An 11,895-nucleotide genomic window follows, 5' to 3' on the forward strand; every position below is an offset into this window, starting at 1 on the left:
GCTCGAGCCGCTTCTCAGCGCAGACCGACCGTGAGCAGCAGGTTGCCGTAGAGGCGCTCGTCGCCGGTGGCGATGACGACGCCGACGTCGGGAGAGCGCACCCGGTCGTAGAACACGAACCGGTCGACCTTCTCCATGGGCACGGCGTCGCCCAGCCTGCGTGCGTAGTCGTCCTGCGCCGGTGCAGAGACCTCGGGCGGGGTCTGCATAACGGTCGCCGACTCGATGTTGACGACGGTGAGAACCGCGTCGAGCACCGTCGCGACGTCGAGCATGCCGGGACGCAGGTTGAGATGGATCAGGCGCACGCCCGGTCCGATTGCGGTCAGGTACGGGTAGTTGCCGTCGGCGATGAGAACCCCGGAGCCGTGGCCCGACGAGGCGAGCGCCTCCAGGAGCGGAGGATGGATGAGCGGCCCGGTGATCACGCGGTCACCTCAGCAGCGACGCGACCCGCGATGCGACCGGCCGCGCGATCGGCGGCGTAGCCGTCCCAGCCCGGGATCGTGCCGTCGACATCCCACAGCTCGAGCCAGCTGTCGGCGCCCGGCCACAGGAACACCTGGCCCTTGATGAGGCGGTTGTTCTGCTCCGCCGATCGCAGCTCCTCGAGTTCGGCGGGCGTCAGCGGGTCCTCCGTCACCGCCCGCAGGTTGGCGAGGAACTGCGACTCCTTGACCGAGAACGGGATCGGGATCTGGCCGCGCTGCACGGCCCACTTCAGGCAGATCAATGCCGGATGCACGTTGTGCGCCTGCGCGATCGACACCACGACGGGATGCTCCATGTCCGAGACATCGGTTCCGATGCGGTCTCGCTCGGGTCGAGACGGCGAGCCCAGGGGCGAGTAGCCCACCGGCTGGATGCCGTGATCGAGGCAGAACCGAAAGAGCTCGGGCTGCTGGAAGCACGGATGCAGTTCCATCTCGCTCAGGGCGGGGCGGATCCGGGCATCGGCGAGGATCGCCGTCAGCTTGGGGATGGTGACATTCGAGGTGCCGAGATGCCGCACGACCCCCTCGTCGACGAGTCCCTCCAGCGCGTGCCAGAGCGCCATGTACTCCTCGTGGATGTACGGGCGCGCATCCGGGTCACGGTCGACCGCGTCGGCGAACGGCGCGTGGTGGTTCGGGAATGGCCAATGCACGAACACCGCGTCGAGCGCGTCGAGCCCGAGGTCGCGCAACGACCGACGCACCGAGGCGACCGCCGCATCCGGTTCATGCGCGTCGTTCCAGACCTTCGACATAACGAAGAGCTCGTCGCGGGGAACACCGCCGGCGATGGCCTCTCGAAGGACGGCACCGACCTCGGCCTCGTTGCCGTACACCGATGCGCAGTCGATGAGGCGGTAGCCTGCCCGGATCGCGCCGGCCACCGCGTCCGCCACCTCTGGCGCCCCGTAGCGGTCGGACCCGAAGGTCCCCATGCCGATCGCGGGCATCACCGCCCCGCTCGCGAGCCGCCGGGTGGGCACGCTGTCGATTGTGACCATGTCTGTCATCTCCATTTCGTTCGGTTAAAGGTGGCGATCCGCGTCGCCGTCAGAGGTTCAGACCGTGGAAGAAGTCGATGCGCGTCTCGGCCGCCTGTGGCGCGAGTTCGATGCGCACGACGGCACCGCCGGCACCCGCCGTCTCGGATTCGGGCAGCACGACCTCCAGGTGCTCTCCCGAGCGAGTCCACTCCGGCTGCTCTCGCGAGCCCAGGACCCGAACGTCGACGATCGGACGATCGAGGAACCGGCTGTCGGAGCCGAAGCCGCGGATGCGCATCCGGCCGTCAGCCGGACGGACGAGGCCGATGCCGTAGACGTAGTCGTGGCCGACCTCGGTCATCGTCGTGAAGCGGATGTCCTCCGCGGTGTACACGGCCGCGGCGGCGTCGGTGAACGATCCGGCTGCGGGAGCCGTAGGGCCCTCGCCGAACACGACCCATGGGCTGGAACCGTAGATCGCCTCGCCGTGCACGGCCAGCCAGTCGCCGACCGCCTCCAGCAACGCGGCCTCCTCCTCGGGGATGGTCCCGTCTGGGCGCGGACCGACGTTCAGCAGCAGGTTGCCGTTCTTCGCGACCACATCGACGAGCTCCTGGATGAGCTCGGACGCGTCTTTGTAGTCGTGCCCCTCCACCCAGCTCCACGACGTGCGAGACACCGATGTGTCGTTCTGCCAGACGTCGGGCCGGATGCCGCCCATCGTGCCGCGCTCGATGTCCAGAACGGCGGAACCCGGCGCGAACGACTCCCACTTGTAGTTGATGACGACCTCGCGCCCCCACTCAGCCGCCCGGTTGTAGTAGTAGGCGGCGAGCCTCCGAACATAGGGATCGAACGAGGGCTCCTCGATGCCGGTGTCGAAGTACAGGATCTGCGGGCGGTAGGAGTCGATGATCTCCACCGTGCGCAGCAGCCAGTCCTCCAAAAACCGCTCGGTCGGGTTCATCTCCTTGCGCAGCGCGGGGCCGTACAGGTCGGCGTAGGCGGGATCGCGCACGTCGGAGTCGAACTCCGCTCCCCCGTTCATGAAGAACCAGTGTTCAGCCCTGTGGGTCGACGCGCCGGAGATCAGCCAGGCCTGGTCGACCGCCGCCAGGAGGTCTCCCATGACGTCGCGCTCCGGACCCACCTGGGTCACCTTCCAGCGCGAGCGCGCGGTGTCGTACATGGCGTAGCCGTCGTGGTGCTCGGCAACCGGCACCACGAACTGCGCGCCCGCGCGCTTGAACAGCGCGACCCACTCGTCCGGGTCGAAGCGCTCCATACCGAAGTGCGGAAGGAAATCCTTGTACCCGAATCGATCCTGCGGTCCGTAGGTCGCCACGTGATGCTCGAACGCGGTCGTGCCGCGGCGATACATCGTGCGGGGGTACCACTCGTTTCCGAACGCCGGCACCGAGAAGGCTCCCCAGTGCAGGAAGATGCCGAACTTGGCGTCGCGGTACCACTGAGGGGCGCGATAGCGGGACAGCGATTCCCAGGTGGCGTCGTACGGCCCGGCTTCGATGACGGCATCCACCATCGCGAGCGCCGGACGGTTGTCCGACACGTCGACCGGCGCAGGCAGGGTCGTGGGGTCAAGCGGTTCGAGGTTCACACGTCTCCGTTCATAGCGGCTCACCGGCTCACCGGCCGCCGAAGGCGCCCGCGCCGATCGCGGCCACCAGTTGTCTCTGGGCGATGGCGACCACGACCACGACCGGGGCGATCGTCATCATGCACGCCGCCATCAGCAGCTCCCACTGCGTACCCGTCTGCGTCGTGAATCCGGCGATCCCGATGGGGATCGTCCATTTGTCGGAGCTGTTGAGGATGATCAGCGGCCAGAGGAAGCTGTTCCAGCTGCCCAGGAAGGCGAAGATCGCCAGAACCGACAGCGCCGGTCGCACGAGGGGAACGATGACGCTGATCAGGAGGCGCCATGTCGAGGCTCCGTCGAGGCGGGCCGCCTCCTCCAACTCCCCCGGGATCTGGAGCATGAACTGCCGGAGCAGGAACGCTCCGAAAGCGCCGAAGAGGCCGGGAATGATGAGCGCGAACCAGGTGTCGGCGAGCCGCGCCTGGTCGAAACCGAGGAACAGCGGCACGACGGCGACCTCGCTCGGCAGCGTCAGCGTGATGACGAACAACAGGAAGATCGCGCTTCGACCGGGGAATCGCAACCGCGCGAAGGCGAACGCGGTCAAGGTCGCGATGACCAGCGTCAGCGCGGTCGAGATCGCGGCGACGACGAGGCTGTTCAGGAGCAGGCGCCCGAAGTCGACCTCGGTCCACGCATCCGCGAAGTTCGACCAGAGCACCTCCGAGCCGATGAAACTGATCTTGGCTCCGAACACCTCGTTGCCCGGCTTGAGGGCGGTGAAGAACGTCCAGATCAGCGGGAAGGAGAACACGAGCGCGACCAGCCACGCCGCTGTGGTGTTTGCGACGAACCCGATGGCCCGTCCCCGGCGACGCCACGAGAGACCCGAGGCCTGGAGCTGCTGATCAGTCATAGTGGACCCACTTCCTCTGTCCCCAGAGTTGGAACAGCGTGAAGATCGCGATGATCACGAAGAGCACGGTGGCGATGGCCGACGCGTAGCCGAGCTGATTGTTCGTGAAAGCGGTCTGATAGAGGTAGAGCATGATCGTCATCGTGCTGTTGCCCGGGCCGCCGCCCGTGATCACGTAGGCCTGGGCGAAGGTCTGCCATGCACCGATGACGGTCAGCACCGTGGTGAAGAACAGAGCCGGGCTGACCAGCGGCAGCGTGATCGAGACGAAGCGGCGGATCGGGCCGGCGCCGTCGATCCGTGACGCCGCGATGACGTCGGGGCTGATCGAGTCGAGGCCTGCCCCGAGCACGATCATGTTGTAGCCGAACGACTGCCAGACCGAGACGCCGATCACGACGGCCAGTGCCCAGTTGCCGTCGCTGAGCCAAGGAATCGGCTCCAGCCCGATGGCTGCCAGAGCCTGGTTCACGACGCCGTCCTGCTGGAAGAGCAACCGGAAGACCGCGGCGTTCGCCACCATCGGCGAGAGGGCCGGGATCAGGAAGATCACGCGTATCCAGTTGCGGCCGGCGATGCGTGTCTTCAGCCACATCGCCATCGCCATCGAGATCGCGATGTTCGCCGGCACGTAGACGAGCACGAAGATCGACGTCACGATGACGCTGTTGATGAACTGCGGGTCGCGCAGCAGTCGTGCGAAGTTCTCTCCGCCGGTGAACTGGGTGCCTCCCAGCAAAGTCGAGTCGGAGAATCCGAGGATCAGCGACGCGACCTGCGGTATGACGATGAACACCGCGAGCCCGATGAGGCCGGGGAGGACGAACGCCCACCCGACCCATCGGGGGCCCCCGAGGGGCCGGCGGCGAAGCCGGCCCTTCGGGTGACCCGGTGGGGCGACGGACGCGTCGGCGACCTCTTCCTCCGGGCGGTCCAGACGCACGAAGGTCATTGCGCGAGGCCGGCCTTCACCTGCTGCAGCACTTCATCGACCGTGCTCTTACCCGAGAAGGCGTCGACCTCGTACTGCGTCAGGAGCGTGTCGAGCTCGGCCTGGTTCGCCGGTACCGGCGAGGGCGTCGCGTCACCGGTCATCTGTTCGATGACCGTGGCGAACTCCGGCGATCCGGCGTTCTCCGACCAGGCATCCAGGGCGTCGAGCCGCGCCGGCACGGAGGCCTGCGACTTGGTCACGAACTCGAGTCCGCTCTTGCTCGTCATCGCCTCAATGGCTTCGAACGCCTTCTGCTTGTCACCGCAGGTCTTCGTGATGCCGAAGCCCGATCCGCCGATGAACCCCTTGGAGGCACCGTTCTTGCTCGGAATGACGGCGATGCCGACGTTGTCTTTACCGAGAGACTCCTGCGCGTGCTGAAGATCCCACAGCCCCTGCATCTCCATGGCCGCCTGGCCCGTGTTGAATGCGTCGATGTCGGGGAAGGTTCCGCCCGCGGCCGCCTCGAGCGGCTTCGCGACCTTGTACTTGTTCGACAGGTCGACGAGCAGCTGCAGCGCGTCCTTGAAGTTCGGGTCGTCGAGCAGTGGACCGTCCTCATCGGCCCACGGGTGGCCGTCGGCCGCCATGAGGGTGGCGATGGGGTTGGACGCCTGGGGAATCGCGAACCCGTACACGCCGTCCTTCGTGGTCGCTTTCGCCGCCGCGATGAATTCGTCGGTCGTCCAGTCGTTGGTCGGTTCGGCCACGCCGGCGTCCTTGAACATCTGCTTGTTGTAGAGCACCACGGTGGGCCCGGTGTTGAACGGGATGGAGTAGAGCTTGCCGTCGACGCTGAGCTGCTCGAGCATCGCCGAGCTGTACGCCGTCAGGTCGAGGTTGTTCTCCTTCGCCAGGTCGTCCAGCGGCTCCAGCCCCTCGACGTACTGGTTGACCCGGCCGTTCTGGAACGTGACGAGGCAGGGTGCACTGCTGCTCCTCATAACGGTGGGCAGCTTGGTGTAGTAGTCGCCGATCGGCGGCCCCGTGAAGCTCACCTTCATGTCCGGGTCGGCGTGCACGCCTCCGGCGACGTAGTCGGCCCACTGCTTCTTGTCGGCCTTGCCGCCGATCCAGGTGTACATCTTCAGGGTGTCGCCGTCGAGGCCCGAGCTCTCACTGCCGCCTCCCGAACATGCGGCGAGACCGAGGGCGAGAACTCCCACGACCACGACGGAAACACCAGCGCGTTTCCGGCTCCTCGTGAACTTCCACTGTGCCTTCATAAACTCCTCCTTGAGTATTTGAGCGAAACGTTACGCCTCAAAGGGATGCTAAGAGGATGGATAATCGAAGTCAAGAGTTTTCGGCATGCACTAAACGTTTCGTTTAACTCACCCACCCACGGTGGTCGTGCGCAAGGATGGTCTCATCGCAGCACCGCCGACGACCAGCAGAAGAGAGAACAGACATGCGCATCGCCATCATCGGAGCAACAGGGCACGTCGGCGGTTATCTCGTGCCACGTCTTGTGGAGGACGGACACAACGTGGTCGCGATCACCCGCGGAACGTCTGTTCCGTACCGCGACGACCCGGCCTGGCAGAGCGTCGAACGCGTGATCGCCGACCGGGAGGCTGAGGATGCCGCGGGCACCTTCGCCTCCCGCATCGCCGCGCTCGAAGCAGACGTGGTCGTGGACCTCATCTGCTTCACACCGGAGTCCGCACGGCAGCTCGCCGACGCCCTCCGCGGACGCGTTCGGCAACTGGTGCACGTCGGCACGATCTGGACACACGGAATCCTCACCGAGGTTCCCGCCCTCGAGGACGCGGCCAAACAGCCCTGGGGCGAGTACGGCATCCAGAAGGAGGCGATAGAACGTCTGCTGCTGGCCGAGTCGAGAAGCGAAAACGGCCTCCCGGTGGCGATCGTGCATCCAGGGCACATCTCCGGACCGGGTTGGCCCGTCATCACGCCGCAGGGAACCGTCGACCTCGAGGTCTGGCGCACGCTCGCGACAGGGCGCGAGCTGCTGCTGCCGGGGTTCGGGCTCGAGACCGTGCATCACGTGCACGCCGACGACGTTGCCCAGCTCATCCGGCTCTGCCTCGAACACCCTGACGAAGCGAACGGGCAGGCATTCCACGCCGTCTCCGAGCGCGCCCTCACGCTGCGCGGATTCGCGGAGACGGCGGCGCGGTGGTTCGGCCTGGAGGCGCGGCTGCGCTTCGTGCCATTCGAGGAGTTCAGCGCCTCCCTTGACGAGGAGCACCGCGACGCCGCCTACGAGCACATCGCCCGCAGCCATTCGATGGGCATCGAGAAAGGGCGTCGACTGCTGGGTTACGCGCCGGCGCACTCGTCGATCGCAGCCGTCGCGGAGTCGGTGGAGTGGCTCCGGCAGGCCGGCCGTCTGGGCGACGGGGTTCCGCCCGTCCGACTCGGTTGAGATGCAGCGGGATCGACAGCGGGACACTCTCGGTCGAAACGATTCGTACGGCTCCGGCGCTGGATTATGCTGAGCGCAGGCGACCCTCGGACACCGGCGAATGGTGGGGCCGCGGTGCCGACAACAGGAAAGACGGGGCTGTGACGACATACAAGGACATCCAGCGGGCCACCGGACTGTCACTCGCCACGATCTCCAAGTACTTCAACGGGCGAAACGTTCTGGCAGCCAATCGCGAAGCCATCGAGTCGGCGGCCCGCGACCTCGACTTCCGCCCCAATCAGCATGCTCGGATGCTGCGGTCGCGACGGTCACGGACGGTCGGGGTGCTGCTGCCGGCGCTCGACAACGACTTCCACCTCACCATCGTCGCCGGCGTCGAGGAAGCGCTCCGCCCGCGCGGGATCAGCGTCATCGTGGCAGCCAGTCCCGACCCGAGCGACGACCCCGTCAACCTGCTGATGGACCGGATGGTCGACGGAATCATCGCGATCACCTCACCGCACGACGTGCGCGCACTGAGTGCCGCGGCGGCGCGAGTGCCTGTCGTGATGGTCGACTGGTACATCGACGATCTGTACGCCGACGGAGTCTTCCTCGACAACGTGGCAGCAGGAGCTCTCGGCGCCCGACACCTCCTCGATCATGGTCACCGTCGTATCGGATTCGTCGGCGGCGAACCGATCGTCTCCTCGATGCGCCTGCGCACCGAAGGATTCGAGCGCGCGCTGGCCTCCGACGGAGTGGAGGTGGACCCGGCGTTGGAGCGCTTCGAACCGCTGACGATCGACGCGGGCTATCGAGCCACGCAGGAGCTCCTCGCTCTCCGGCCTCGCCCCACGGGCCTGTTCACCGCTAACTACGAGCTCACCCTCGGCGCCGTGACCGCCGTGAACGATTCCGGGCTGCGCATCGGCCGGGACATCTCCGTGGTCGGGTTCGACAGTCGCGAGCTCGCCCAGGCGCTCGTACCGAAACTGACCGTCATCGTGCAGCCGACGCGCAAGATCGCCAGGCACGCTGCCCGCCTCATCGCCGATCACATCGAGTCGCCGAGCGATCGACCCGAACCGAAGATCGAATACCTCGACGCGCACCTCATCCCCGGCGCCTCCGTGACGCGCCTCGACGAGTGATGCGCCCGAGCGACGCCCTCGCAGACCGCTAGCGTTGGCCGCATGACCGATCTCAACCAGACGACGCCGTTCGGCCGCACCGGATTCGACGTGACCCCTCTCGCCCTCGGCACCTCCTCGTGGGGCCAGCTGCGCGAGGGCGAGTCGGGCGACGAGCGCGATGCACGCATCTTGGAGGTGGCCGACGCCTTCTTCGCCGGGTCGCTCGAGACCACCCTGCTCGACACCTCGAACATGTACGGACCGACGGACGCCGGGCACCTCTCCGAGCTCTTCGTGGGGCAGGCCCTGGCGCGGGCGGCAGGGCCGGATGCCGGGGGCGCGCGTGCAGCATCCGGTCTCGTCATTCAGACCAAGCTCGACCGCGACGTGGCCAACGACGACTTCAGCGGTGACCGCATGCGCCGATCGCTCGAGGAATCGCTCTCCCGCCTCGGGGTCGACCGCATCGACGTGCTCTATCTGCACGACCCGGAGGTCGTGGGCTTCGACGCCGTGATGGCGCCGGGCGGAGCGGTCGACGCACTGGTGGCGATGAAGGAGCAGGGTCTCGCGACCTCGATCGGCATCTCGGGAGGACCGGTGGGCATGCTTCAGCGATTCGTCGAGACCGACCTCTTCGATGCCCTGGTGACCCACAACCGCTTCACCGTGCTCGATCGTTCGGCCGAGGCGCTGCTGGATGCGGCGACCGCGCGCAACGTGGGCGTCTCGAACGCGGCTCCCTACGGGGGCGGCGTACTGACCGGCCGGCCGGAGTCGGCGGGAACGTACGGGTACCGCCCGATCAGGCCCGACATGGCGGCGGCACTGGAGCGCCTCCGCGCGATCTGCGACCATCACGGCGTCGCGATGAGCGCGGTGGCGCTCGGCTTCAGCCTGCGCGATCCGCGGGTGCACACCACGATCGTCGGCGCATCCTCGATGAGCAGCTGGAGAAGGGCGATCGCCGACGCGACCGCTGCGGCGGCCGTTCCCGAGAGCCTGTGGGCCGAACTCGCCGACCTGACCCACGGCATCCCACCCCACGACGCCGACTAGCCGGCACCCGCCGTTCCCTGAGCCCCACCGGCCCGTTCCCTGAGCCTGTCGAAGGGCATCCATCCGTCAGAAGATGCACTCACCCCCGTCGATACCAGCATCGACTGACGGATGATCGCACCACCCCCAATAGGGCGAGCCCAGGCACAGCAAAAACCCCCAAGATGGCGAGATCTTGGGGGTTTCGTAGCGGGAGCGGGACTCGAACCCGCGACACCACGATTATGAGCCGTGTGCTCTAACCACCTGAGCTACCCCGCCGGGTGCCGTCCGGTCGGCCGGCAGCTCTCGCTGCCTGCCTGTGGAGGACGGAGCCCCCTGTGGGAATCGGACCCACTACCTCTTCCTTACCAAGGAAGTGCTCTACCAATGAGCTAAGGGGGCGTAGCCAGCGCATGACGATGAAGTCGCGCGTTTTGGCACCTGTAGAGAATAGCATCACAACGCGGCCGCTCCGAACCGCTGTCTGGGGTCGAAACGATTCGAGGCTAGAGTGTTCGGCATGACAGTCGAACTCACCGAGACTTCCGACGCGCCCGAATCGTCGTCGCAGGCATCCCTGATCCCGATCGGCAGCGGCACCGAGTGGTGGCGCTCCGCCGTGATCTACCAGATCTACCCTCGATCGTTCGCCGACAGCGACGGCGACGGCATCGGCGATCTGCCCGGAATCACGAGCCGCCTCGAGTCACTCGCCGACCTCGGCGTCGACGCCATCTGGCTGTCGCCGTTCTTCACCTCTCCCCAGCACGACGCGGGCTACGACGTGGCCGACTACGTCGATGTCGACCCCCTGTTCGGCACCCTGTCCGACTTCGACACGATGCTCGCTCGCGCGCACGAACTCGGCCTCAAGGTGATCGTCGACCTCGTTCCCAACCACACCTCCTGGGATCACGAGTGGTTCAAGGCCGCCCTCGCCGCGCCCGAAGGCAGCCCCGAGCGAGATCGGTACATGTTCCGCGACGGCCTCGGCGAGAACGGCGAGATCGCCCCCAACAACTGGCAGTCCGTGTTCGGCGGCCCCATGTGGGAGCGCACGACCAACGCCGACGGCACCCCCGGCCAGTGGTACCTGCACATCTTCGACGTGAGCCAGCCCGACCTCAACTGGGAGAATCCGTGGGTGCGCGAGCAGATGCTCGGCGTGCTGCGCTTCTGGCTCGATCGCGGCGTCGACGGCTTCAGGGTGGATGTCGCGCACGGCCTGATCAAGGAGGCCGGGCTTCCCGACTACACGCCTCCCGCCGACGCCGGCAGCATGGGCGGCGGATTGCCGCCGCTCGAGCCGGGCATCGACGCCGACGAGCCCGCGACCCCGCCCTATTGGGCGCAGGACGGCGTGCACGAGATCTACCGATCGTGGCACGAGGTGCTCGACGAGTACGAGGGCGACCGGGTGCTCTGCGCCGAGGCCTGGGTCGAGCCCCTCACCAAGCTCGCCCGCTGGGTGCGCCCCGACGAGATGCAGCAGGCGTTCAACTTCACCTACCTCTCGGCGTCGTGGAACGCCCCCGAGCTGCGCACCGTCATCGACACGTCGATCCACGCGTTCGGCACGGTCGGAGCCCCCTCCACCTGGGTGCTGTCCAACCACGACGTGGTGCGTCACGCCAGCCGACTCGCACTCGGCGCGGACAACCTGCAGGGCGACGGCATCGGCCCCAAGTCCCCCGGCCTTCCCGACCCGGTGCTCGGACTCCGCCGCGCCCGCGCCGCCACAGCGCTGATGCTCGCCCTTCCCGGCAGCTCCTACGTCTACCAGGGCGAAGAACTGGGACTGCCCGAGGCCATCGACCTGCCCGACGATGCGCGCCAGGACCCCACGTGGTTCCGCACCAAGGGCAAGCGGTACGGGCGCGATGGATGCCGCGTGCCGATTCCCTGGGAGGCCGGCAAGCCCAGCTACGGCTTCGGCCCCACGACCGCGAGCTGGTTGCCGCAGCCGGGTGACTGGGACGAGTTCTCGCGCGACAGCCAGAACGGCGTCGCCGGTTCGACGCTCGAGCTCTACAAGCTTGCCCTCTCGCTGCGAGCCGAGCACGAGCTCGGAACGGGTGCGATCGACTGGCTGCCGGGCTACGGAGACGACGTGATCGCCTTCTCGAACGGGGCGATCACCGTGATCTCGAACATCGGCTCGGTGCCCGTCGAACTGCCCGTAGCGACGGTGCTGCTCGCGTCCGAGACGGTCGACGAAGGAGTTCTGCCGGTAGACACGACGGTCTGGCTCGCCAACTAGAGGTCTTGAGGCCGCCGGCGGTGGTCTCGATACGGCCGGGGCGGCTTACTCGACCGGCGCATCCTGAGTGCGCCGGTCGAGTAGTCGCGCCCAGAGC

At 67.1% G+C, this 11,895-nt stretch carries 10 protein-coding genes and 2 tRNA genes; 4 read left to right on the forward strand and 8 right to left on the reverse strand.

Annotated features, from left to right (window positions below; all coding sequences use genetic code 11):
* Nucleotides 1-14 precede the first annotated feature (14 nt).
* The 6 genes from ASF06_RS02115 to ASF06_RS02140 are packed head-to-tail and all read right to left on the reverse strand — an operon-like array spanning nucleotide 15 to nucleotide 6,213.
* Complete coding sequence (locus ASF06_RS02115; protein WP_055924520.1) at nucleotides 15-428, reverse strand: RbsD/FucU family protein; 414 nt, start codon at nucleotides 426-428, stop codon at nucleotides 15-17.
* Nucleotides 425-1,495, reverse strand: coding sequence for an aldo/keto reductase family protein (locus tag ASF06_RS02120; protein ID WP_055944044.1), 1,071 nt, complete (start codon nucleotides 1,493-1,495; stop codon nucleotides 425-427). The genes ASF06_RS02115 and ASF06_RS02120 overlap by 4 nt, the downstream gene beginning before the upstream one ends.
* A gap of 49 nt (nucleotides 1,496-1,544) precedes the next feature.
* Nucleotides 1,545-3,095 (reverse strand): alpha-L-fucosidase, encoded by a 1,551-nt coding sequence (locus ASF06_RS02125; protein WP_055942731.1) that lies wholly within the window; start codon nucleotides 3,093-3,095, stop codon nucleotides 1,545-1,547.
* Nucleotides 3,096-3,123: 28 nt separating this feature from the next.
* Nucleotides 3,124-3,993 carry a carbohydrate ABC transporter permease gene (locus tag ASF06_RS02130; RefSeq protein WP_055942734.1) on the reverse strand — a complete coding sequence of 290 codons (870 nt, stop codon included), beginning with the start codon at nucleotides 3,991-3,993 and terminating at the stop codon, nucleotides 3,124-3,126.
* Nucleotides 3,986-4,945: a carbohydrate ABC transporter permease gene (locus ASF06_RS02135; RefSeq protein ID WP_055942737.1), complete on the reverse strand. Its 960-nt coding sequence runs from the start codon at nucleotides 4,943-4,945 to the stop codon at nucleotides 3,986-3,988. Before ASF06_RS02135 ends, ASF06_RS02130 begins: the two co-directional genes overlap by 8 nt.
* On the reverse strand, nucleotides 4,942-6,213 hold the full coding sequence (locus tag ASF06_RS02140; protein ID WP_055924531.1) for an ABC transporter substrate-binding protein: 1,272 nt from the start codon (nucleotides 6,211-6,213) through the stop codon (nucleotides 4,942-4,944). Before ASF06_RS02140 ends, ASF06_RS02135 begins: the two co-directional genes overlap by 4 nt.
* 185 nt (nucleotides 6,214-6,398) lie before the next feature.
* Here ASF06_RS02140 and ASF06_RS02145 point away from each other — a divergent pair, with 185 nt between their 5' ends.
* From ASF06_RS02145 to ASF06_RS02155, 3 genes are all read left to right on the forward strand, one after another.
* Entirely contained in the window at nucleotides 6,399-7,379 is a 981-nt protein-coding gene (locus tag ASF06_RS02145; protein WP_055942740.1) for an NAD-dependent epimerase/dehydratase family protein, read from the forward strand.
* 140 nt (nucleotides 7,380-7,519) lie between these two features.
* Complete coding sequence (locus ASF06_RS02150; protein ID WP_055942743.1) at nucleotides 7,520-8,515, forward strand: LacI family DNA-binding transcriptional regulator; 996 nt, start codon at nucleotides 7,520-7,522, stop codon at nucleotides 8,513-8,515.
* Between the two features lie 42 nt (nucleotides 8,516-8,557).
* Entirely contained in the window at nucleotides 8,558-9,556 is a 999-nt protein-coding gene (locus tag ASF06_RS02155) for an aldo/keto reductase (RefSeq protein WP_055942746.1), read from the forward strand.
* Between the two features lie 187 nt (nucleotides 9,557-9,743).
* On the opposite strand, the gene ASF06_RS02160 is transcribed toward ASF06_RS02155, so the two are convergent.
* Together ASF06_RS02160 and ASF06_RS02165 are read right to left on the reverse strand one after the other, a co-directional pair.
* Nucleotides 9,744-9,817 (reverse strand) — tRNA-Met (locus ASF06_RS02160).
* 51 nt (nucleotides 9,818-9,868) lie between these two features.
* Nucleotides 9,869-9,940: transfer RNA gene (locus ASF06_RS02165), tRNA-Thr, on the reverse strand.
* A 118-nt stretch (nucleotides 9,941-10,058) separates the two neighbouring features.
* Here ASF06_RS02165 and ASF06_RS02170 point away from each other — a divergent pair.
* Nucleotides 10,059-11,798, forward strand: a complete 1,740-nt coding sequence (locus tag ASF06_RS02170) for a glycoside hydrolase family 13 protein (protein WP_082500705.1) — start codon at nucleotides 10,059-10,061, stop codon at nucleotides 11,796-11,798.
* The last annotated feature ends 97 nt before the right edge of the window (nucleotides 11,799-11,895 follow it).

Source organism: Agreia sp. Leaf244 (assembly GCF_001422695.1).
Lineage (GTDB): Bacteria > Actinomycetota > Actinomycetes > Actinomycetales > Microbacteriaceae > Agreia.